This is a genomic window from Nitratireductor luteus (assembly GCF_026162365.1).
Classification (GTDB): domain Bacteria; phylum Pseudomonadota; class Alphaproteobacteria; order Rhizobiales; family Rhizobiaceae; genus Chelativorans; species Chelativorans luteus.
Window position 1 is genome coordinate 65,401 of sequence record NZ_JAOANW010000007.1, and the last position, 20,396, is coordinate 85,796.

At 61.1% G+C, this 20,396-nt stretch carries 21 protein-coding genes and 1 tRNA gene; 6 read left to right on the top strand and 16 right to left on the bottom strand.

Annotated features, from left to right (window positions below; genetic code table 11):
- Window positions 1–66: 66 nt before the first annotated feature.
- The 6 genes from N1058_RS11070 to N1058_RS11095 all read right to left on the bottom strand — a co-directional run bounded on the left by N1058_RS11070 (window position 67) and on the right by N1058_RS11095 (window position 6,392).
- Window positions 67–1,578 (bottom strand): hypothetical protein, encoded by a 1,512-nt coding sequence (locus N1058_RS11070; RefSeq protein WP_265517592.1) that lies wholly within the window; start codon window positions 1,576–1,578, stop codon window positions 67–69.
- Window positions 1,579–3,039: a hypothetical protein gene (locus tag N1058_RS11075; RefSeq protein WP_265517593.1), complete on the bottom strand. Its 1,461-nt coding sequence runs from the start codon at window positions 3,037–3,039 to the stop codon at window positions 1,579–1,581.
- Complete coding sequence (locus tag N1058_RS11080) at window positions 3,039–3,221, bottom strand: hypothetical protein (protein ID WP_265517594.1); 183 nt, start codon at window positions 3,219–3,221, stop codon at window positions 3,039–3,041. The genes N1058_RS11075 and N1058_RS11080 overlap by 1 nt, the downstream gene beginning before the upstream one ends.
- Entirely contained in the window at window positions 3,218–3,754 is a 537-nt protein-coding gene (locus N1058_RS11085; RefSeq protein ID WP_265517595.1) for a hypothetical protein, read from the bottom strand. Before N1058_RS11085 ends, N1058_RS11080 begins: the two co-directional genes overlap by 4 nt.
- 538 nt (window positions 3,755–4,292) lie before the next feature.
- Window positions 4,293–4,787 carry a hypothetical protein gene (locus N1058_RS11090; protein ID WP_265517597.1) on the bottom strand — a complete coding sequence of 165 codons (495 nt, stop codon included), beginning with the start codon at window positions 4,785–4,787 and terminating at the stop codon, window positions 4,293–4,295.
- A gap of 1,359 nt (window positions 4,788–6,146) precedes the next feature.
- A complete protein-coding gene (locus N1058_RS11095) occupies window positions 6,147–6,392 on the bottom strand; it encodes a hypothetical protein (protein WP_265517598.1) in 246 nt (81 codons plus the stop codon).
- A 408-nt stretch (window positions 6,393–6,800) separates the two neighbouring features.
- Here N1058_RS11095 and N1058_RS11100 point away from each other — a divergent pair, with 408 nt between their 5' ends.
- Window positions 6,801–6,947 carry a hypothetical protein gene (locus N1058_RS11100; RefSeq protein WP_265517599.1) on the top strand — a complete coding sequence of 49 codons (147 nt, stop codon included), beginning with the start codon at window positions 6,801–6,803 and terminating at the stop codon, window positions 6,945–6,947.
- Window positions 6,948–7,220: 273 nt separating this feature from the next.
- Here N1058_RS11100 and N1058_RS11105 read toward each other — a convergent pair whose 3' ends face one another.
- From N1058_RS11105 to N1058_RS11125, 5 genes are all read right to left on the bottom strand, one after another.
- On the bottom strand, window positions 7,221–8,489 hold the full coding sequence (locus tag N1058_RS11105) for a hypothetical protein (RefSeq protein WP_265517600.1): 1,269 nt from the start codon (window positions 8,487–8,489) through the stop codon (window positions 7,221–7,223).
- Between the two features lie 87 nt (window positions 8,490–8,576).
- Window positions 8,577–8,765, bottom strand: a complete 189-nt coding sequence (locus tag N1058_RS11110) for a hypothetical protein (RefSeq protein WP_265517601.1) — start codon at window positions 8,763–8,765, stop codon at window positions 8,577–8,579.
- Window positions 8,762–9,016, bottom strand: coding sequence for a hypothetical protein (locus N1058_RS11115; protein WP_265517602.1), 255 nt, complete (start codon window positions 9,014–9,016; stop codon window positions 8,762–8,764). Before N1058_RS11115 ends, N1058_RS11110 begins: the two co-directional genes overlap by 4 nt.
- Window positions 9,017–9,621: 605 nt before the next feature.
- A tRNA-Arg gene (locus tag N1058_RS11120) sits at window positions 9,622–9,698 on the bottom strand.
- A 166-nt stretch (window positions 9,699–9,864) separates the two neighbouring features.
- Window positions 9,865–11,031, bottom strand: coding sequence for a M20 aminoacylase family protein (locus tag N1058_RS11125; RefSeq protein WP_265517603.1), 1,167 nt, complete (start codon window positions 11,029–11,031; stop codon window positions 9,865–9,867).
- A 201-nt stretch (window positions 11,032–11,232) separates the two neighbouring features.
- Here N1058_RS11125 and N1058_RS11130 point away from each other — a divergent pair, with 201 nt between their 5' ends.
- Window positions 11,233–12,345 (top strand): D-alanyl-D-alanine carboxypeptidase family protein, encoded by a 1,113-nt coding sequence (locus N1058_RS11130; RefSeq protein ID WP_265517604.1) that lies wholly within the window; start codon window positions 11,233–11,235, stop codon window positions 12,343–12,345.
- Entirely contained in the window at window positions 12,345–13,421 is a 1,077-nt protein-coding gene (locus N1058_RS11135) for a CobW family GTP-binding protein (protein WP_265517605.1), read from the top strand. Before N1058_RS11130 ends, N1058_RS11135 begins: the two co-directional genes overlap by 1 nt.
- On the opposite strand, the gene N1058_RS11140 is transcribed toward N1058_RS11135, so the two are convergent.
- The 5 genes from N1058_RS11140 to N1058_RS11160 all read right to left on the bottom strand — a co-directional run bounded on the left by N1058_RS11140 (window position 13,422) and on the right by N1058_RS11160 (window position 17,223).
- Window positions 13,422–13,691: a sulfurtransferase TusA family protein gene (locus N1058_RS11140; RefSeq protein WP_265517606.1), complete on the bottom strand. Its 270-nt coding sequence runs from the start codon at window positions 13,689–13,691 to the stop codon at window positions 13,422–13,424.
- Window positions 13,670–14,905 carry a L,D-transpeptidase family protein gene (locus tag N1058_RS11145; protein WP_265517607.1) on the bottom strand — a complete coding sequence of 412 codons (1,236 nt, stop codon included), beginning with the start codon at window positions 14,903–14,905 and terminating at the stop codon, window positions 13,670–13,672. Before N1058_RS11145 ends, N1058_RS11140 begins: the two co-directional genes overlap by 22 nt.
- 210 nt (window positions 14,906–15,115) lie before the next feature.
- Window positions 15,116–16,066: an acetyl-CoA carboxylase carboxyltransferase subunit alpha gene (locus N1058_RS11150; protein WP_265517608.1), complete on the bottom strand. Its 951-nt coding sequence runs from the start codon at window positions 16,064–16,066 to the stop codon at window positions 15,116–15,118.
- A gap of 90 nt (window positions 16,067–16,156) precedes the next feature.
- Window positions 16,157–17,074 (bottom strand): site-specific tyrosine recombinase XerD, encoded by a 918-nt coding sequence (locus N1058_RS11155; protein ID WP_265517877.1) that lies wholly within the window; start codon window positions 17,072–17,074, stop codon window positions 16,157–16,159.
- 5 nt (window positions 17,075–17,079) lie between these two features.
- The gene (locus tag N1058_RS11160) at window positions 17,080–17,223 is read right to left on the bottom strand and encodes a histidine kinase (RefSeq protein ID WP_265517609.1); all 144 of its coding nucleotides are present in this window, start codon (window positions 17,221–17,223) and stop codon (window positions 17,080–17,082) included.
- A 183-nt stretch (window positions 17,224–17,406) separates the two neighbouring features.
- Between N1058_RS11160 and N1058_RS11165 the strand changes: the two genes are divergently transcribed.
- The 3 genes from N1058_RS11165 to N1058_RS11175 are packed head-to-tail and all read left to right on the top strand — an operon-like array spanning window position 17,407 to window position 20,394.
- Window positions 17,407–17,997 (top strand): shikimate kinase, encoded by a 591-nt coding sequence (locus N1058_RS11165; RefSeq protein ID WP_265517610.1) that lies wholly within the window; start codon window positions 17,407–17,409, stop codon window positions 17,995–17,997.
- 7 nt (window positions 17,998–18,004) lie between these two features.
- Window positions 18,005–19,132 (top strand): 3-dehydroquinate synthase, encoded by a 1,128-nt coding sequence (gene aroB / locus N1058_RS11170; protein ID WP_265517612.1) that lies wholly within the window; start codon window positions 18,005–18,007, stop codon window positions 19,130–19,132.
- Window positions 19,129–20,394, top strand: a complete 1,266-nt coding sequence (locus N1058_RS11175; protein ID WP_265517614.1) for an HlyC/CorC family transporter — start codon at window positions 19,129–19,131, stop codon at window positions 20,392–20,394. Before aroB ends, N1058_RS11175 begins: the two co-directional genes overlap by 4 nt.
- Window positions 20,395–20,396 lie beyond the last annotated feature (2 nt).

Sequence of the window (20,396 nt, forward strand, 5' to 3'; positions counted from 1 at the left end):
GTTCTTCCTCGCGTTCTGGTTCATCACGAACTGGATTGAACCGTGGAATAGCCATCACCATCGTGACTAACGCCCCCGCCGTTCATTGGCAGGACCGGCAAGCTCTCTCCGGCCCTCAAGCCCAAGCAACTGGCCGAACGTCGCGGCTCCTGGCTGTGCAGCAGGCCCCGGCAATGGTTGCCCCGTCGAAATCAACTGCCGTGCCTGTTGTGCACTCCGCGATGCAACGTTGCCCGCCACCCGCTCGCCGATGAATGTTGCAGCCGGGACGGCAACCGCCCCTGCAGGGCCGCCCACGGTGAAGCCAGCAGCACCCCCCACTGCAAGGCCGACCAGCGAACGGGCTTCGCGCAGCGTATCCTCAAGACCGCTCGCCTTCACTACGCGCTCAATCGCCTCGCGCTCTTTCTTCGTGAAGGTAACTGCAAAATCCTCGCTCTTGGCGATCCGCCGGAACGCGCTCTTCAATGCGGGTAGGGGCTTGGATGCAGCGAGGTCTGCACTGCGCATAGCCTCTTCGATGGCCTCAACCTTGAATACACGGTGCTGGAGGTCGCGAGCTTTCTTCAATGCTCCCGCGCCCTCATCCGGCAGATGGTTGAGCCAATTCCGCAGCGTCTTGTTGGCGACGTTGGCAAGGCGTGGCTCATCGCGGGCTATGTCTTTGGCGATGATGCGGCGGATACCCTCGATTTCTTCAAGGTCAATGCCGCCAGCACGCCGCGCTCGCCGCACGTCGCCCCGCAACGTCTGGATCATTTCAGCGGTCTTCGGGTTCAGCCGCTCGCGAAAGCCGGCCTGCTTCACAGCCTCTTCGATGTTGTCAACGGCACGCTTGAACTGTTGGGGCTGTATACGCACGCCAGCCTCGCGGGCCTGCTGATAGAGCGCATCGGCCTGCTGCCGAAGTTCCGCAGCCTGCGGTGTCCGGGGCGCATTCTGACCGCCGCGAAGCAACGCCATGCCCCTTGTAGCGAGGCGGCCAATCAACTGGCCAGCCGCACCGCCAGCACCGCCGAATGCCGCACCTGCCCCAGCTTCGCCCACCGTAGGAAGTCGGCCTTCATCGGAAGCCGTGCGAATTGCCGCCTCACCAGTGCCCACCGCCGCGCCCGTCGCCGTGGCCGGTCCGAGACGTGAGACAGCAGCCGGGGCAGCGCGACCTATGAGGCCGAAGACACCGCCGAGAGTTGCCGCACTGCCGCCGATTTCTGCCGCCGTGCCCGCTGCGCCCGTATTACGCCGCGCAAGTTCTGTCCGTGCACGCTGCTGCTGAAAGTCACCGCCACCACCGGGCAATGCACCGGCAATGCGATCAGCCGCGCCGAACGTCGCCCCACGCGCCGCAAGCCGCGCAAGGTCGTCTGCAGTCTGCGCCGTCTGCCGAACGCTCTCACCGGCCTGCTGCTCAAAACCGCGCTGCACGCCCGCCCGCTCACTCGGCTGCGCCTGGATGATGGCCCGACGCTCGGCAGCTTCTCCACCCTCAAGCCGCTGGGGCTGGGCCTGCCGCCGACGACGCTCAAGCTCTCTGCGGGCAAGTTCCCTACGGGCTTCTGCTTTGGTGATTTTAGCCATTCACTCGCCCTCGACTATGGCTCGTAACTCTTCGTCGCTCATCTCGCTGACACCGCGCTCCTGGTCGGCTCCCTCAGCCTCAAGCAAGCGCCGCAACTCTGGCGTCATGATGCTCTCGCGATCCAACTCACTAAGCTGCTTTCGGGCTTCGTTCGCCGTTAGCTGGCCGTTCTGGAACGCTGTTACGACCTCACCGCGCGCGATGTTGATTTCGGCCTTGGCCTTCATAGCCGCACTGATCAGCCGGTTGGCTTCCGGCCTATTCCGCAACCGAGGGAAGCCGCTACGCATCGCATCAAATTCAAGATCGGAGGTACTGCCGCTGCCCTCAACGCGCAGTGTCGGGGCGAGCCTGTTAACGATGCTCGTGAACGCCGCGCCTGCATCGCTGGCTTGTGGGAACGCCTCGGCCAGCCGCCCGGTCAAACCGCCCTGTGGGGCGACCTCGATTAGCTGGTCCAGCAGCTCGAAATCCTGGGCGAGCCCTGCCGACTGATTGGCCGTTTCGACGTGCTTGCTCCAAAGCTCACCTGTCCTCTTGCCAAGCTCCTTTTTAAGTTCCTGCTCAGCGGGGTCTTGGCCGCGCTCGAACTCAAGACGCTCCTGCTCCCGCGTGCCCGTCTGGATATCCTCAGCCGTCTCAAGCGCGAAATCCCGCTGTTGCTCAAGGCGAGTCGCGAAATCCGTATCGCCCCTCGCGGCGGCCTCCTGGGCCGCAACGCTGAGACGAAGGGCCTCGCGCCGCCATGCTGCCGGGTCATTCTGGTCAAAGGCGGGCGGCTGCCCTACACTCTGCGCGGCGGGCTGACTCGGCATTGCTGAGGGCTGCGGCGACTGCAACTGTTCGATGGGTGTGGGGTCAAACATACCGGGGCCGGTCGGACCGGCTTGTGGCTGAGGAGAGGGCAGCCCGCCACCCACCATTCCACCGCCAAGCGGGGCCACCTGCTGGCGTCCGGCCTGTTGGGCAAACTGCTGAGCCTGCTCAAGAGCGTCAGTCAGCGTTATCTCGCCGTTGGCGACTGACGTGCTCATGGAGCTGAGCCATCCGGGCGGTGCGGATTGGTGGGCCTCGATAAGCAACCGGCGCGTGTTTTGGAGGGTTTCCGGTCGCAAGCCAGACAGCATCTTATCAAACTCTTTGAAATGCTGGGTATTCGTCTCAACTCCGAGCCTGCCAGCGCCCTCGCGGAGCATGAATTTCCGCATTGCAGGATCGAAGGAGGGGTCCATGGCCTTCGACCAGAACTGGAGCGCCTGCGCATCCTTCGCCCGGTTCTCAAACTGGGCTTTTTGCTCCTCCAGACTCTGCGCCCGTAGGGCAATGCCCTGCTCGAACTCCAGCTTTTCGCGCTGCAATTCGAGGGTCAGCCTATCGTTCTGGCGATCCAACCGGGCATTACGCGCGGCCTCGAAGGCATCGCTGAAGCCTTTCGCGAAGCTATCGAACCCGCCTGCCATTAGACCCTCCCTTCATCCATGGCTCGCTCAAGCTGGGCGCTTTCTTCGGCGGCAAGCCGTTGCCATTCATCCTCGAAATGCTCAAAGGCACCACGCCGGTATTCATGGTCGCGCAGTAACTGCATGATGGCCTTGGCTTGGGCCTCCCGGATATTCGCCAGGGGAATGCGGTTCGCGCTCATAGGCTGATCTCCCCGGCATTCCCTAAAATGCCTCTCAGCGCCTCAATCTGCTCAGGGCTGAACGCGGCTTTCGCCTTTTTCACCTTCGTCTCGGCCCGCGCCCTGCGCTCCGCCTCGCGCGCCTCAATCGCAGCTTTTTCCTTGGCTTCCTCTTCTGCCCAAAGGGCCTCCAGCCGCTCCTTCTCTTTCCGCTCGGCCTCGGCTTTAGCGGCCTTTTCCTGCTGCTGCCCGATCCATTTTTCGAGCACAGGGTCGGGCTCTGGAATGGCACTTGCGGCCTCTTTGACTTTGGGTCCGGCGAAGGCTTTGGCCTGCGCAGCCTTGATCAGGGCGAACAGGTCGAGAAGGCCGAAACCAAGCTCACTCCGCAATTCTCGATCGAGGTCCTTGAAGCGATGGCTGCGCTGCTCGAACTCGGCGCGTGCATCGGGGTTTTCGAGCTTCCACCACGCTCTGAAATCCTCGATATCATCAAAGCCGAAATGCTTGGCTCCTTCCGCTTCGGACATGCCATTTGGGTGGTTATCGGCCATATGGGTACTCCCTACGATCTGCGGCTTGCCTCGCGGCCTGGCGCTTCCGCTTCCTCTTCGCGAGCACATCCCCGATACTGCGATGGCCGACTGGATTGCCTTGAGTCAGCAGGAAATCGGCTGCCTCGTCAGGATCATTGAGAAAACGCCGCTCCACGACCTCGCCGTGCGGATTGGTCCTGACGACAGAGCGAGGACCATAAGGGCCGGGCTGCCAGCCGCTCATTTTGTCTTGGCTCCCGAGGGCTTGCCGTACTGGCTAGGCTGCTTCACAGCCCCCTTGCTCATTCCGGCTCTCACGTGGAAGGCGGCATTACCTGTCTTTCCACCCTCGCGGCCGTTCAAGCCTCCATTGGCAAGAGCGGTGTCACGCATGGTTTTGGGTTTCATAGGCATTTCGAGGATCCTTTCCGTTGGTCAAAAAATGTCGAGGGGAGCGCCGCAGCAAGGCAAGGATGCAACCGACTCCAAGGCGCTCGACCCTCGACTAGGATACGGCCCAGCACGCAGACCAAACCGGAGCCGTACCCATCTCGCGTTACTCGGCTCTGGCCCGACCGCGCAGCGTCTTGCTGGCTTCGTATCTCGCCTCTTTCCTCTGGCGCACGACATCGCCGAGGCTTTGACCCCTCGCTGGGGGTGCCTCGCGATAGGGCGTCCCATGTTCGAGGCCGCCACGCATAACCCTCTCGTCCATCTCGTCAGGGGTTAGCTTGCGATTAGGATCACCGCCGCCAAGACGCTCAATGCGTTCGCGTACGAGCCCAGCAAGCTTTTCACTCGCCTCCGCCACGGGCAGGTCAGCCAAATCTTTGATGTTGGAACTCAGCACGGCCTGGGTGATGTCATGATCCTGCGGGTTGATGTCGCTATGCTGGGTGTAGAACCCGGACCAAAATTGCTGCTGGCCCTGATGTTGCGTGTAGGCTTGCGTCACCTGCTGCACGGCCTCTTGCACTGCTTCCTGCTTAATGCGCTTCAGCGTGCCATCTGCATCTCTATACAGGTCGTCGGAATAGCTACCTTCTGACATTTCATAAGTCCTTTCAGAGAAATCGGGTGAGCTGGCGAAGGTCTGCCGCACTGATCGGGCTTATCGTGACAGATTATCGGGGATAATCAAGCTTGGCGTCGGTCTTATTAAGACTTATACTGTCTTGTGAAGACTGATTTACACAAAGATGTGCAGTTATGACGCCAGAATTACAACTTACTATAGGCGAATGCTTCGCAATCGCGCCCTATCACGGCCCATTGGAAAGAATAATTGCGCTGCGGACGCTAGCCGCCTTGGCCTATGGCTGCGACGAGCCGACCAAACACCAACTTAGGGCGTGCAGGCGGAAGGCGTTAGATGAGGCGCTGCGACGCGGATGGTCGCCGTTGTACGTGGGACCAGGGCGAAGCCTCTATTTCGTGGATTTGGCGGACGGAGAAGCCGTGGAGGTGTTTCGCCGGTTCGTGTCGACGCTCTATGAGCCGGAGGGCTAGCCAGAAGGCATAATTTCCTATACCTTCATCCCTAATGCATGCAGCGCCCCTTGCATCCGACCCTCGAGCCCCCCGCCCAAGTCGATGCAGGGGGCATTTTCACGACTGCTGACGGCGCGTTCTCATCGCCCAAGCTGTTCGGATCGTTGCAGCGAGCAAGCTGACTTGTCTCCTTTTTGTTCAGCCGCTGAACATATAGGGAGTTCGATTTCGCTTGCATGCAACTCAATTCCAGCTGTTGGGAACAAGCCGCTTAGTCTCCTGTTGCCGAACAAAGTTCGGTTGCATGCAACTCAGAATCGCTCGCATGCTGTTCAATTCCGCTAACAGGGAGCAGTTTTGCTTGTCTCCTGTATCTTCAGCCGCTGAAGAAAAAGGGAGCGGACCGAAGCCCGCCCCTAGTTGCGCGCTCAATCATTCGGTTTCACGCAATGATAGGCATGAGAACGGACACGGAACAAAAAGACACTGTGTTCGTCCGTTTGCTACCCTAGACTCCACACTCGCGAATCTGCATGACTCAAGGGTCGCATGATTCGCGCAAGACTAGCGAGGCCCCAGACCGGTGAGTCCGGGTCTCAATATTAACGGTAGCGATGAGTTGACTGATTTGTGCACTGCAACAGTTTGGTCCTCCCACAAACTGGACTCACGGTCAACCAACATTTCGTCGCTGGGCAAGGGCGAGTAAGCATATGACCGAGGATGAGTACTGGTCGGCGATTCGGAACCATTTCAGGTTATCGCCAACTCCGCATCGAGCCGGCGATATGGTTCTTTGTCGAAATACGGATAATCAGCCACAATTCGTTCGCGATCCTTCCGGCATGAAGCCAGATGAACGGATCAATGAACTGAAGAACTTGGCAGCCACAATGGACATGGAGCCGCTGAACCCCTGCTAGGCAGCATTCGTCAGGGGCACGGCGACCCATGGTGCAGGAAGTTGCGAGCCAACAGCTTCCGTTTCCGACACCATCACCTCTATGCCATCTGCCTGATACATTACGCGAATCGCTTCTGGGACATTCGCGATAACAGCAGTTTCATCGCGCCCGCTCACATACAGGCCCGGCATATCTTTGCTTGTCGCGTACACAAGGCCATTCGCCTTCGTTAGCGACACGTTAATAATCTTCGCCTTCATTTTCAGTCCTCCCGCGCACGATCTCGCTTCCGCATTACCGGCCAGTTAACGCGCGCGTACATAGGAAATGCTCCACAATGGCAACGTGTCAAGCGCATTGCAGCACGCGCTCTATGTATTTCGCAAGTGCGAACATATCAAGGCAGCGATGCAAATGTCGCATATCGGGCTGACGTAGAGCTTGCGGTTCAACCCCGTAGCTCCGGTCCGTAACCGCTGCGTTCTCACGTTCGGTGCGCTGACCGGAGCGCGAGAGCGGTGCGTTTGCCGGCGTTTCCGCTGCCGTGGCGCACGGCGCGATAGTCTTGCGGCATCGCGGTCACGGCGGCATGATCGCTCGTCCACGGCTGCGCAAAGCGGCTGCTGCGCACTCGCGCACAAAGCTGCACGCACAAGAAGGGAAATCTCATGAACATCCCTGCAAGCTCTCCAATCCTCTCGGTCGCGACGCTCAAGGGCGGCCTCCAGCGCATCACGCTCAAGAACGGTCGCACCCTTATCGGGCTCTACGTCCACGGCGCTTCACCGGGGCAGGCGGCAACTTCCCCTCGATAGGCAGCAAGATATAACCGCCATTATGAAGGGGGCTATCCGGCTTACAATGTGCTGCCCGGTGGCCCCCTGGATCATCTTGCAAGCTGTGGAAGTGTCGGACCTCGCAATAGGGGCAATCGAAAGCTAGGCCGCTGGGCGTCCTTTCACACTCAATGATGGGAGTGCCGTCATTCTCGCTGGCGCTCTGTTCTATCTCCATTCGGCGCATTAGGCGGTATCGCTCGTATTCGTCCATGCCCGCCAGCATGGTGCGGAGTTCGTCTATGGGGGTGGTCATTCCTTGGCCTCCTGCTGGTCATTCTTCATCGCTCTCCGCACTTCGTTAGGCGTCGGCAGCAAGCCAGCATCCACCGACAGCGGAGTTGCCGGTTTCAGGGTGTTTTCCTTGTTGCTGCTGCCTGCTGCCTTTTCGAGAAAGCCTAAACGCACAGCCTTAGTGACGCGCCGGGATACAGCGCTCTTGTCGAGTTCCAGCGCCTCGACCAGCATCTTTTGCGGAACGGATTTCAATTCGTGCTTCGCCTGGAGGCGGTTCACAGCCTCCACGGTTTCCCGCACATCGAGAGGGACAGTCCTATCAACGCCCTCGCTGAATACGTCCTCCACCAGCTCATAAATCGCCTCGTAGTCGTCCAAGACGGCAATGACTGCCCCATCATCGGCGTTCCGCCGGGTCGCTGCGTGCAACAGGGCGTGCGTTTGGATCAGGGCTGTTATCTGTGGAATGTCTCTCCGCAATCGAACGGCCACGGGCGGGATAAGTCGGACCAGCGCAGGCATGAACGGGACCACCACACGCGCCTTTATCTGGGTGCTGATTAGCTCTTGCAGGGCTACCCAAGGCGCTAGGTTCGGTAGTCTGTAGCTTTTGCCTGTTGCAACCCGGTCGGCATAGGTATCCATGATGCTGCGTGTTTGATTGGCTGTGTCATTCGCCGACAGCATTAGGATGCGGTTCTGTAATTCCGACTCCACGGCTAACGCGGTGGTCGTGGAAATAAGGTTTGTCGGGCCTTCTTTGCGAAAGGTTCGGCCCTCGCCTTCCACAACCGTCTCATGGGAAATTCTGTTTTCGCTAAGAAGGGTCCGCATAAAAAATGCGCCCTCGTAATTATTGAAGCCAACAGCTTCACTAATGATTATCGTTCTGTGCTTGTAGCTCTCTTGACTATAGGCAAGGGCCTTCGGGCTAACAGACGTTCGCCATACGTAGGCTTTTTCTGGGAATAGCTTTAGAACCTGCTCTAGGACAAAGGATTTTCCGGCACTTGAAGGTCCATTTACCATCGAAGACGAGGGCTTTTCCAGAACGCGACTTGTGATGGTCAGATACAGCAGCTTGGTAAGGCGTTCCTCGCCCGTTACGCCCAGCTCTCCTAACACTTCCGTGAGGCGGTCTAGGATGCGTGGATCATCGGCAAGCGGGCGGGCCTTTTGGTATAGCTCGTCAACTTTTGAGCCTTGTTTCCCGCTCTCGATAGTCTTTTCGGAGGCAGAACCCCCGGATTGACTTTTGTCGTCTATGGGCGTACTTTCTCGCATCACTGAAATCCTGGGAAGTGGGCACATCTACTATGGATTTCTTCTTGGCCCCGGCGCAATCCGGGGCCTTTTCTTTTGGCAGGGCAGCTAACGCGGCTCCTGGCTCAGGGCCTCGACCAGCGCTTCGATGATCTCAAGATTTCGGCGTGTGATCCTGACGACCTGCTCAAGCTCCTGCTTCAAACCGGCGAACCCGCTTTCAAGCGAGCCTAGCCTGCGATCAAGATCAGCGTTGATTTCGCGCTGGGCACGAGGAGACCAATTGGGAGCGTTCATGATGCGTCCCCCTGCTCCACCATCCGGGCGTCTGGCGTGCGGGTGGCGTCTGGGAGAGGCATGCCAGCCTTCTTGAGCAGGCCGCGCTCAAAGGCTTCGACCATCAAATGCCACTGGTCCCGCTTATTCTCACGGAACGCACCGGGCACTTGGCCGCGCTCAAGGGCATAGTATAACTGGCGGGAAGTCTCTATTCCGAGGATCGGCCCGACAAAAGGCAAAATCTCGTCTGCGCCGTGCAGTATCTTCATGGCGAACGTCTCCTGTTCCGTGTGCCCTTTGCCGGGGCACATGGTTGATCGAGATGAGGCCCGAAGGCCGCTTCTTTCAGGTTTTCGCTCACCGTGTCGATGCACGGTTGATTTGGCACTAAGTAAAGTGTCACAGAAATGAAGAAAAAGCAAGACTTTTATACGGGGCGCAGCAGAGCCGACCAGAGCGCATCATATCGCCGATAACTGATTGATATAGTTATATAATATTCTGATTTTAATCGATTGATTAAACACTTAGGCTAAATCTCTTCTATAGCCTATTCACAAAATCGAGTCTCTAACTGGCGTTTTTCTGTAGGCTGTTCTTCCAGAATAGGCTTATTGCTTGCGAAATGGCTAGTTCGATTCCATCTACATTGGCGGGCCGAATAGCCTTATTGCGCTGCCACAATCATCGCTGCGCTGCCACAAAGATTAATCAAATGATTAAATATCCTGGCTACTAAGGATGCTTCTATGTGTCATTTTGTGCCCTGGAAGGACTGCGAATGAATGTAACTCATTGAAATTGCTTGCATCAGAGTTGCAGCGAGCGGCACATGAAAAAGCCGCCCGAAAGCATCTAACTCATTGAAATTAAATGGTGATCCCGGCAGGATTCGAACCTGCGACCCTCAGATTAGGAATCTGATGCTCTATCCTGCTGAGCTACGGGACCATCCGACTGCCTAATACCGCGTCGAAGGGGCTGCGCCAAGACGCGAATTATCCCCACTGCCCGCAAAGGCGATGATCGGAAACAAGGGCCGCGGTTTGCGCCGGATTTTCGTCGCCTGCAAGGCGCAGCACCTGGTTCTGAGCATCGCCCTTGCGGGGCCGGCCCCTCATTCGGGCGCCAGCGCGGTCTCGGCGAGGCGTATCCAGTAGCTTACGCCGTGCGGAATCGCCTCATCGTTGAAGTCGTAGCTGGTATTGTGGAGAAAGGCGCTGTCGCCGTTGCCAATAAAGATGAACGCGCCCGGCCGGGCTTCCAGCATGTAGGAAAAATCTTCGCCGGCCATCATCGGCACCACGTTGCGCTCGACATTGGTCGCGCCCGCCACTTCCGCCGCCACGTCGCCCGCCAGGACGGTCTCGGCAGCATGGTTGTCGGTCACCGGGTAGTTGGGATCGTATTCGAAATCGACGGCAAGCCCATGCGCATCGGCCACGCCCCGGCAGATGGCGCGCATGCGCTCCTCGGCCAGAACGCTCAGCTCGCGCTTCAGCGTGCGCACGGTGCCCATGAGTTCGACGGCATCGGGAATGATGTTGTGGGTATCGCCGCCCCGGATCATCGTCACGGAGACGACAAGGGATTCCAGCGGGTCGGCGGCGCGCGAAGCGATTGTCTGCAGTGTCGAGACCAGATGGCAGGCGGCCACGACCGGATCCTTCGCCTGATGCGGCATAGCTGCATGTCCGCCCTTGCCCCGAACGGTGATGTAGAACTCCGCCGTCGAAGCCATGATGGGGCCGCCCCTGATGGCGAACTTGCCGATATCCAGCCCCGGCAGATTGTGCATGCCGAACACGCGCTCTATGCCGAAGCGCTCCATCATGCCGTCCTTGACCATCTCGTTGCCGCCGCCGCCGCCCTCTTCCGCCGGCTGGAAAATGACCGCGACCGAACCGGCAAAATTGCGCTCTTCGGCAAGATATCTGGCCGCGCCGAGCAACATGGCCGTGTGCCCGTCATGGCCGCATGCATGCATTTTCCCGTCGACCCTGGAAGCATAGGGCTTGCCGGTTTCCTCCTTCATGGGCAGCGCATCCATATCTGCGCGCAAGCCGATGGTGGGGCCCGGCCCGCGCACGCCCTTGATGAGGCCCACCACGCCGGTGCGTCCGAGCCCCGAAACCACCTCGTCGCAACCGAATGCCTTCAGCTTTTCCTCGACGAATGCCGCCGTCTCGAAAACATCGAACAATAATTCAGGATTGCTGTGCAGTTGGCGGCGCCAAGCCGTGATTTCGTCATGAAATTCTGCTGCACGGTTCACGATGGGCATTCGGAGCTTCCTGTTGTTACCGGCTGGATCGCACCCGCGATCGTTGCACTTTGCCATGCTGGCGTCATATGCGCTAAGTATCGCAACGGCAACAATGAGGATGGCGCGGACGGAAAAGGCCTGCCTCGCACGGGCAGAACCTTTGATGCCATCATTGCCAATATCGATACGGCAGGCAACACGGGGAATACGGATTTCGCTATGCGGATTTGGCTGAGCTGCAAGACACTGACGGCGATCCTGGCGCTTGCGCTTACGGTCGCCGCACTGCCGGCATTTGCCGGTCCGCATATCCTGTTCGACGTGAAGAGCGGCAAGGTGCTGTCCGAGGAGGACGCGTTCCGGCGCTGGTATCCGGCTTCCATCACGAAGCTGATGACGGCCTATGTCGCCTTTCGCGCGGTGCAGGCGGGCGAGATGCAATTGGATTCGCCCGTCCGCGTCTCCAAGAACGCTTCCCAGGAACCGCCGAGCAAGATGGGCTATCCACCAGGCTCGGTCCTGACCCTGGACAACGCCATCAAGATATTGATGGTGAAGTCGGCTAACGACATCGCGACCGCGGTTGCCGAGAGCGTCGGCGGATCGGAAAACGCCTTTGTCGGCCGCATGAACGCCGAGGCGCGGCGCCTAGGCATGACCGATACCCGTTTCGTCAACGCCCACGGGCTGCACTCGCCGCAGCAATATTCCACGGCCCGCGATCTTGCCCTCCTGGTGCGGGCGCTGCGCACCGAGTTCGCCGCCTATGCCGGCTATTATTCGATCGAAGCGCTCAGCGCGGGCGACAAGACCCTGCCCAACTACAACATGCTCGTGGGCCGCTTTCCCGGCGCCGACGGCATGAAGACGGGCTATATTTGCGCCTCCGGCTTCAACCTCGTCGCCACCGCCACACGTAACGGACGCACGCTGGCCGCCATTGTCCTCGGCGCCTTTTCGCAGGTCGAGCGTGCGGAGATCGCTGCCAGCCTGCTCGACAAGGGCTTCCGCCAGTCCGGCCCTGCCGCGCCGACGCTGGCCAGCCTCAGGCCCACAAACCCGCAGCGCAATAGCCCCACCGATCTGCGCCCGCAGGTCTGCTCGCCCGAGGCGGTGGCCAAGCGCAACGAGCAGCGCGACGACGAAGGCCGCCTTGTCATGACGTCGGACCTCATCAAGCCGATGGAGCGCGAGCCGCACGCGGTCGCCGTGGGCCTTGGCGGCGCCACCGGGCCCGAATCCACCGCCCCGCGCTATGCCAATGTGCCGATCCCCACGCCACGCCCCGACTATCCGCCGCGTCATCAGGCCATTTCGGCGGGCGACGGGTGATGCCGGCGTCCTCCGCAGCTGCAGAGGACGCCCGCACGGGCGTCGTTCTCGTCACCGGCTTCCTTGGCGCCGGCAAGACCACCCTGCTCAACCGCCTGCTGAAGGATCCGTCGGTCACCGACACGGCCGTCATCGTCAACGAGTTCGGCGAGATCTCGCTCGACCACCTGCTGGTGGAGCAGGCGACCGACGGCATGATGGAACTCGCCGACGGATGCTTGTGCTGCACCGTCCGCGGGGCGCTGGTCGACACCTTGCTGGACCTGGCGGACGCGGGGCGGAAGCTGAAGCGCGTGATCATCGAGACGACCGGCCTTGCCGATCCCGTCCCGGTCCTCCAGGCGCTGGCGACGCATGCCGGCCTCATCCGCGCCTACCGGCTGGATGCGGTGCTGACGCTCGTCGACGCCCTCAACGGATTGCAAACGCTCGAAGACCACGAGGAGGCGCGCTCGCAGGTCGCCGTGGCGGACCGGCTGCTCGTCACCAAGTCCGATCTGGCCGACGATGGCGAACGGACAAGCCTTCTGCGGCATCTGCGCGCGTCGAACCCGCTGGCGCCGATTACCGAAGCGCGCGAGCCGGCCAGCGCCACACTCCTGGCGCCCGTGCGACCGGCGGAGATTTCCGCCAAGGCCATGCCCGTCCATCACCACGACCACGGCCACCATCATGACCATCACCACGGCCCCGGCCACGAATTCACCAGCATATCGCTGAAGCACCGCACCGCGATCCCGCGCAAGGCGCTGGAGAACTTCCTGGACCTGTTGCGCGCCGAGCTCGGCAATAAGATCCTGCGCATAAAGGGATTGGTCGAAACGACGGAAGACCCCGAAAGGCCGCTCGTCGTGCAGGGTGCCCAGCGGGCGCTCCACCCGCTTGAGCCGCTCGCGCAATGGCCGGAAGCCATGCGCGGAGAGCGGGGCGTCCAACTGGTCGTCATCGGAAAGCAGCTCGATGCGGACTACATCCAGCGCCTCTTTGCAGCCTTCATCGGGCAGGTAGCGGTCGATACGCCCGATCGCGCGGCGCTTGAGGAAAACCCTCTGGCCATAAGCGGCTTCCGCTTCTGATCAGGGCTGTTCCGAACCGCGCTCGACGAGAAAACAGTGGCCGTCTTCCACCCCCTGCGTGTCGATGAGCCGGTGGCCCGCCTCCGTGCAGAACGCGGGAATATCGATGACCGCCAGCGGGTCCGTCGTTTCCAGCCACAAGCGCTGGCCGGGCCGCATCGAAGCGAGCCGCTTGCGCGCCTTCAATACCGGTAGCGGGCAGTTCAGCCCCTTGAGATCGTAGATCTCCGCCTCTGTCGCCGCTCCCGTCAATTGCCGAAGATGTTCCATATGCGGCCGATGCGAGAGGTGGTCTGCTTCGCATCCGGTTCAGCCGAGCCACCGAAACGGTCGGGTTTGGGCGAGGGAGCTGGCAGCGTCTCGGCCCGGACCTGCGGCGCGCCGACCTCGCTGCGGGCGTCGGGGATGCCCCCCTGTGGCGTGCCTGCCGTCTGCTGCGTGTCAACTGCCGCCTCGGACCCCGTATCGGCGCTGAAGGCCGTAACGGGGGCGGACTGCGGTGCCGTGGCGGCAACGGTGACCGGCGCCAGTGAAGGCGGCTCGGCCGAAACCCGTTCACCCCGAGCGCGGCGCTTGCTCCAGTCAGCGACGAGCACGGCTTCCTTGTGGCCGAGGATGGAAGGTTTGGGCTCCGGCTTGGAACGCTTCTTTTTTGCTTCCGCGAAAGCCGTTTCGAATTCCTTCTGATAGGACCGATAGGCCGTCAGAAGGCTTTCTGGCTGGCTCGTCGGCGGGCACATTTCGGTGGGCGAGAAGGCCGTTCCTTCAGCCGGAACGCGGTTGAAGATATAGCGGCGCTCGCAGACATCCACCTTCGGCGGCTGCTTGGTGATCTCGAAGTGGTCGTAGCCTTCCTTCAACATCATCCAATAATCGTAGTTGGGATCGCCCTCGTAGCGCGCCATGTTTTCCGCCGTCATGCGGAAGGGAAAAGCCTGGATCTGAAAGGCCTGCTGGCCGCCGCGAAACGCGTCGCGGGCGAAGGCGTAGATTTCCTCAACCTGCTCATCGGTCATCGAATAGCATCCGGCCGACGAGCACGCGCCATGCACCATCAGGTGCTGTCCGCTGCGGCCGTTGGCCCGGTCATAGTTGTTGGGAAAGCCGATGTTGAAAGAAAGATGGTAGCTGGATTTGGGATTCATCTGCGCCGGACCGACCCGATAGAAGCCTTCCGGCGCCTGGCGGTCGCCCTCGGTATATTTGGGACCGAGCTTGCCTGACCATTTGCAGATCTCGTAGCTCGTCACCTTCTCGTAACGGCCATTGTGCTTCTGCTTCCAGACCTCGAGAACGCCCTCTTCCTTGAAGATGCGCATCATGATGGGAGAGCCCTTGCTCATCCCCTTGGCCTTCATGGTCTGGACGATTTCCGCCGGCAATTGGCGTTCCGCCTTCGGCGCGATGTCCTCGAGCGTCTCGCCACACCCTGCCAGAAACAGGGCGGTTGCAAGCACGGTGGCGCTGGCAATGCGACTTTTCATCAAATGGTCTCTACCCTCGACCCCTCTCCCCGTCGGGAGCAGGCAATTGTGCCCTGGTACTAGAAACCCGTTAAGCTTGATATTTCCTTACCATTCGCAAGGCATGTTTGGCTATCCGCCCCATTCAAAGGAAACGCGAGGCAATATTGTGGCAAATGTGACGAAAAATCGCCGACTGCCGGCCGGCATCAGCCATTTTCACAAGGGTTCTCAGAGCGTGCGGCCGATGGCCAGGAATTTCTCGCGCCGGTGCTCGCGATAATCGGTATTCATCTGTGCCAGGTCCGCGAACCCTTTTTCGATGGTTTCGCCCGCCGCCTCGATTGCCGCCTGCGGCCTGCGATGCGCGCCGCCAAGCGGCTCGGGGATGATGCCGTCGATAACCTTTAGCTGATGCAAGTCCTGGGCCGTGATCTTCATGTTCGTCGCCGCATCCTTGGCGCGGGTGGAATCGTGCCACAGGATGGACGCCGCGCCTTCCGGCGAAATGACCGAATAGATCGAATGTTCGAGCATGTAGACCAGATTGGCCGTGGCTATCGCTATCGCTCCGCCCGAACCGCCCTCGCCTATGATGAGTGAGATATTGGGTACCTTGAGCCCGAGGCAGGTCGAGATCGATCTCGCGATCGCCTCGGACTGGCCGCGCTCTTCCGCGCCGATACCCGGATAAGCGCCGGCTGTATCGACAAGGCTGATCATGGGAATGCCGAAACGGTCCGCCAGGTTCATGACACGCACTGCCTTGCGGTAACCTTCGGGACGCGCCATCCCGAAATTGTGTTTCAAGCGGCTTTGGGTATCGTTCCCCTTTTCCTGCCCGACAACGGCGACCGACTGGCCCTTGAAGCGGGCGAAACCCGCCACCACCGCCTGATCCTCGCCAAAGGCGCGGTCGCCGGCGAGCGGCGTGAAATCGGTGAAGAGTGCCTGGACGTAGTCCATGCAGTGCGGCCGGTCGGGATGGCGCGCCACCTGCGCCTTTTGCCACGGCGTCAGCGCGCGGTAGATGTCGCGCAGGGCATCCTTCGAGCGCTTTTCGAGCCGGGTAACCTCGTCGCCGACATCCACAGCCTCACCGCTCTCCGACAGCTTCTTCAATTCGAGGATCTTGCCTTCGAGATCGGCGACCGGCTTTTCGAAATCCAGATAGTTATACATAAGCGCCTGTGAACACGTGTTCTGCGTCGCGGCTTCTGCCCTGGTAGGGCAAGCCGCCCGGAATGCTGGCCTCACATAGCGGGCATCAGCCTAATCGGCAAGCGGGTGGTGCTTCTGAACCAGTTCCTGCAACCTCTTTTCCAGCACATGGGTGTATATCTGGGTGGTTGAGATGTCCGAATGACCCAGCAGCTGCTGCACGGCCCGCAGATCGGCCCCGTTCTGCAGAAGATGGCTGGCGAATGCATGCCGCAGCACATGCGGCGACACCTTGGCAGTCGCAATACCCGCCCGGGCGGCAAGGCCCTTCAGTTCGCGCGCGAAGATCTGACGGGGAAGAAAGCCACTGTCCGACCGCGCGGGGAAGAGCCACGGGCTTTCCAATGCCGCCTTGTCGAGTCTGCGTTCCGCCAGCCAAAGGCGCACCGCCTCGCGCGCCTTGGACGACAGCGGCACCAGGCGCTCCTTGCCGCCCTTGCCCTTGATGGAGAAGAACCGCTCGTCCCGCTGAGCCACCCGAACCGGCAGGCTGACCAATTCCGAGACGCGCATGCCGGAGGCGTAGAGCACTTCGAGCAAGGTATGCAGACGCCGTGCCGCAAAGCGTTCAGGCGAACCGGGCTCCGCCTGCGCGACCTCCTCCTCGGCCCGCCGCAGCAGCCGGCCGACCTCGTCCTCGGCCAGCGTCTTGGGCAGCGACCTGGCCTTTTTCGGGCTGTCGAGCACGCCTGTGGGATCATCGCCCCGCAGGCCTTCCGCGTAGAGGAATTTGAAGAACTGGCGCAGCGAGGACAGCTTCCGCGCCTGGGTGGAAGCCGTATAGCTGCGCCGCGCCAGATCGGACAGCCAGCCGCGGATGGCGGCAGAATCCGCCATGGCCAATCCCCCGCCCATATATTCGTCGGCATCCTCAAGATCGCGGCGATAGGAGGAAAGCGTGTTGTCGCTTGCGCCGCGCTCGGCCGCCATCATCTCCAGAAATGCTTCTATTCGTGCGCCGCTCGCCATCGCCATCAACGTTCGAGCCGCTCGGCAGGAACCCTCACGCTCATCTCCGCCTGCTTCGGTTCGACAAAGGTGACAAGGGCGAACATGGCTCCGTAGACGAGACCCACGAGGATGGCGATAACCGTCAGCAATCGAAACAGTGTCGGCATCTGGCTCCCGCCCTCAATACTCCAAGGCCGGCCCGGTTATGGATTGGCCGTTGCCCCAATGCAAGTCCGCCGCGTTCCCCGCCACCGTGACATTTGCTTGACGCGGGGCGGCTTTTCATGTCGAAACCAGCCCAATAATACCAGGGTCTCCCTGGTATGGGCGCCAAAACGATGGCTCGGGGAATGACAGCGACCGACAACTCACCCGCGCAGGACATTCCCGCCCTGGTCACGAAACTGGGGCGGCGCAGCATTGTATTCATCGGGCTCATGGGCGCCGGCAAGACGGTCATCGGGCGCAAGGTGGCTACGGCGCTCGACCTTCCCTTCATCGACAGCGACCACGAGATTGAACGCGTATCGCGCATGACCGTGCCCGAACTCTTCTCCAAATATGGCGAAGCGGAGTTCCGCTCGCTGGAACGCCGGGTTCTCGCGCGCCTGCTCAAGCAGGGACCGCAGGTGCTTTCCACCGGCGGCGGCGCCTTCATGAGCGAGCGAACGCAAAAAGCAATCGCCCGCAGCGGCATCTCAGTCTGGCTGAAAGCCGATCTTGAGACGCTAATGCACCGTGTCGCCAAACGCCAGAACCGGCCGCTGCTCCACGCGGAAGATCCGCACGCCGTCATGCAGCGCCTGATGGACCTGCGCTACCCGGTCTACGGACACGCCGACATCATCGTGCGCACCCGCGACGAGCCAAAAGAGACCATCGCCGCCGAGGTGCTCGGCAGTCTCGTCGCGCATTTCAACAAGCACCAGAATGAAGGATGAGCGCCGAATGAGCACGGAAACGCAAGCGCCGGTCGTGGTTCCCGTCGATCTTGGCGCGCGCTCATACGATATCGTCATTGGTCCCGGCATTCTCGGCTCCGCCGGCGCGGAGATCGCGCGGCGCATTCCTGGCACCCGCGCCGCCATTGTCACCGACACCAATGTCGCCGCCACCCATCTGCGCACGCTACGAGATGCTCTGTCGGAAGCCGGCATCGCCCACGAGGTCGTCACCATCGCGCCCGGCGAGAAAAGCAAGAGCTTCGCCACGCTGCAGGACGCTGTGGATGCCATCCTGTCTGCCCGGCTGGAGCGGGGCGACACGGTAATCGCGCTGGGCGGCGGGGTCGTCGGCGACCTGACCGGTTTTGCCGCAGGTATCGTGCGGCGCGGCATGAATTTCGTGCAGGCGCCGACCTCGCTGCTGGCGCAGGTGGATTCTTCCGTCGGCGGCAAGACGGGCATCAACACCGGCCATGGCAAGAATCTCGTCGGCGTTTTCCACCAGCCGAGATTGGTGCTGGCCGACACGGCGGCGCTCGACACCCTCCCTCCCCGCGAATTCCGCGCCGGCTATGCCGAAATGGCTAAATACGGGCTTATCGACCGGCCGGAATTCTTCGCCTGGCTGGAGGAAAACTGGAAGGACATCTTCGCTGGCGGCGCGGCGCGCGTGGAGGCCATAGCCCAGTCCTGCCGCGCCAAGGCCGATGTCGTCGCGCGCGACGAGCGCGAAGCCGGCGACCGCGCCCTTCTCAATCTCGGCCACACATTCGGCCACGCGCTGGAGGCAGCCACCTCCTATGACAGCGCCCGCCTCGTGCATGGCGAGGGCGTGGCGATAGGCATGGCGCTGGCCCACCGCTTCTCCGCCCGCCTGAACCTTGCCAGCCCGGACGATGCCGGACGGGTAGAGGCGCATTTGCGCAATGTGGGCCTGCCGACGCGGCTTTCGGACATTCCGGGCGAATTACCTGACGCGAGAGCCCTGCTGGCCTATATTGCGCAGGACAAGAAGGTTTCGCGCGGTGCGCTCACCTTCATCCTGACAAGGGGGATCGGCCAGGCCTTCGTCGCGAGCGATGTTCCGACCTCCCAAGTGCTCTCGTTTCTCGAGGAGAATCTCACCCCATGACAGCCGAAACCCTCGTGACCCTCGGCGTGATCGGCTTCCTGATTTTCATGTCTTTCCTGTTTTCGGGAACCGAAACGGGCATGACCGCAGTATCGCGGGCGCGGCTGCACACGCTTGAGAGCAGCGGCGACCTGCGCGCCGGCCTCGTCGCCCGCCTCATCTCCCGCCGCGACAGGCTGGTCGGCGCACTGCTGATCGGCAACAATCTCGTCAACATCCTGGCCTCCGCTCTCGCCACCAGCCTGTTCCTCTCGCTCTTCGGCGAGGCCGGCGTGTTCTACGCCACAATCGTCATGACCGTATTGCTGGTGATCTTTTCCGAAATCCTGCCCAAGTCCTGGGCGCTGGCGAAACCGGAACAGTTCGCGCTTTTCGTGGCCCCCTTCGCGCGGCTCGTGGTGCTGTTCTTCGGCGTTCTTTCCTCGGGGGCCAACGCCTTCGTGCGGCTGCTGCTTGCCGCCTTCGGCGTCAATCTTTCGCGCGATACTTTCATGCTTTCGGCCCATGAGGAATTGCGCGGCACCGTCGAGGTGCTTCACCGCGAGGGCGGCGTGGTCAAGCAGGATCGCGACCGCGTCGGCGGCGTGCTCGACCTGCATGAGCTGGAAGTCTCCGACGTCATGATCCACCGCACCAACATGCGCTCGGTCAATGCCGACGACGATGCAGAGACCGTGGTGCGCGAGATACTGCGCAGCCCTTATACCCGCATACCGGTCTGGCGTGATTCGACCGAGAACATCGTCGGGGTCGTTCATGCGAAGGATCTGCTGCGCGCGCTTAACGACGCAGAGAACGACGCCAGCCGCATCGACATCATGAAGGTCGCGTCCAAACCCTGGTTCGTGCCCGACACCACGACGCTCCAGGACCAGCTCAACGCCTTCCTGCGGCGCAAGGCGCATATCGCCATCGTCGTCGACGAATATGGCGAGGTGGAAGGGCTGGTGACGCTGGAGGACATCATCGAAGAAATCGTCGGCGACATCGCCGATGAGCACGATATCGAGGTTCAGGGCGTCAAGCAGGAGGCAGACGGGTCGGTGGTTGTCGAAGGCTCCGTGCCCATCCGCGACCTGAACCGCGCGCTCGACTGGAACCTGCCCGACGAGGAAGCCACCACGATAGCCGGCCTGGTGATCCACGAGACCCAGACCATTCCGGAGGAAAAGCAGGCCTTCACCTTCTTCGGCAAGCGCTTCATCGTCATGAAACGCGACAAGAACCGCATCACCCGGTTGCGCATCCGACCGGTGGAGTAGAG

What these genes read in the sequence shown, in the direction of transcription:
- N1058_RS11125 (WP_265517603.1), bottom strand. Translation starts at nt 11,031, where the DNA reads ATGCCCATCGTGAACCGTGCAGCAGAATTTCATGACGAAATCACGGCT.
- N1058_RS11175 (WP_265517614.1), top strand. Translation starts at nt 19,129, where the DNA reads ATGACAGCCGAAACCCTCGTGACCCTCGGCGTGATCGGCTTCCTGATT.
- N1058_RS11145 (WP_265517607.1), bottom strand. Translation starts at nt 14,905, where the DNA reads ATGAAAAGTCGCATTGCCAGCGCCACCGTGCTTGCAACCGCCCTGTTT.
- N1058_RS11095 (WP_265517598.1), bottom strand. Translation starts at nt 6,392, where the DNA reads ATGAAGGCGAAGATTATTAACGTGTCGCTAACGAAGGCGAATGGCCTT.
- N1058_RS11140 (WP_265517606.1), bottom strand. Translation starts at nt 13,691, where the DNA reads ATGGAACATCTTCGGCAATTGACGGGAGCGGCGACAGAGGCGGAGATC.
- N1058_RS11075 (WP_265517593.1), bottom strand. Translation starts at nt 3,039, where the DNA reads ATGGCAGGCGGGTTCGATAGCTTCGCGAAAGGCTTCAGCGATGCCTTC.
- N1058_RS11135 (WP_265517605.1), top strand. Translation starts at nt 12,345, where the DNA reads ATGCCGGCGTCCTCCGCAGCTGCAGAGGACGCCCGCACGGGCGTCGTT.
- N1058_RS11155 (WP_265517877.1), bottom strand. Translation starts at nt 17,074, where the DNA reads ATGGCGAGCGGCGCACGAATAGAAGCATTTCTGGAGATGATGGCGGCC.
- N1058_RS11130 (WP_265517604.1), top strand. Translation starts at nt 11,233, where the DNA reads ATGCGGATTTGGCTGAGCTGCAAGACACTGACGGCGATCCTGGCGCTT.
- N1058_RS11115 (WP_265517602.1), bottom strand. Translation starts at nt 9,016, where the DNA reads ATGAAGATACTGCACGGCGCAGACGAGATTTTGCCTTTTGTCGGGCCG.
- N1058_RS11150 (WP_265517608.1), bottom strand. Translation starts at nt 16,066, where the DNA reads ATGTATAACTATCTGGATTTCGAAAAGCCGGTCGCCGATCTCGAAGGC.
- N1058_RS11165 (WP_265517610.1), top strand. Translation starts at nt 17,407, where the DNA reads ATGACAGCGACCGACAACTCACCCGCGCAGGACATTCCCGCCCTGGTC.
- N1058_RS11160 (WP_265517609.1), bottom strand. Translation starts at nt 17,223, where the DNA reads ATGCCGACACTGTTTCGATTGCTGACGGTTATCGCCATCCTCGTGGGT.
- N1058_RS11090 (WP_265517597.1), bottom strand. Translation starts at nt 4,787, where the DNA reads ATGTCAGAAGGTAGCTATTCCGACGACCTGTATAGAGATGCAGATGGC.
- aroB (WP_265517612.1), top strand. Translation starts at nt 18,005, where the DNA reads ATGAGCACGGAAACGCAAGCGCCGGTCGTGGTTCCCGTCGATCTTGGC.
- N1058_RS11105 (WP_265517600.1), bottom strand. Translation starts at nt 8,489, where the DNA reads ATGCGAGAAAGTACGCCCATAGACGACAAAAGTCAATCCGGGGGTTCT.
- N1058_RS11110 (WP_265517601.1), bottom strand. Translation starts at nt 8,765, where the DNA reads ATGAACGCTCCCAATTGGTCTCCTCGTGCCCAGCGCGAAATCAACGCT.
- N1058_RS11070 (WP_265517592.1), bottom strand. Translation starts at nt 1,578, where the DNA reads ATGGCTAAAATCACCAAAGCAGAAGCCCGTAGGGAACTTGCCCGCAGA.
- N1058_RS11085 (WP_265517595.1), bottom strand. Translation starts at nt 3,754, where the DNA reads ATGGCCGATAACCACCCAAATGGCATGTCCGAAGCGGAAGGAGCCAAG.
- N1058_RS11080 (WP_265517594.1), bottom strand. Translation starts at nt 3,221, where the DNA reads ATGAGCGCGAACCGCATTCCCCTGGCGAATATCCGGGAGGCCCAAGCC.
- N1058_RS11100 (WP_265517599.1), top strand. Translation starts at nt 6,801, where the DNA reads ATGAACATCCCTGCAAGCTCTCCAATCCTCTCGGTCGCGACGCTCAAG.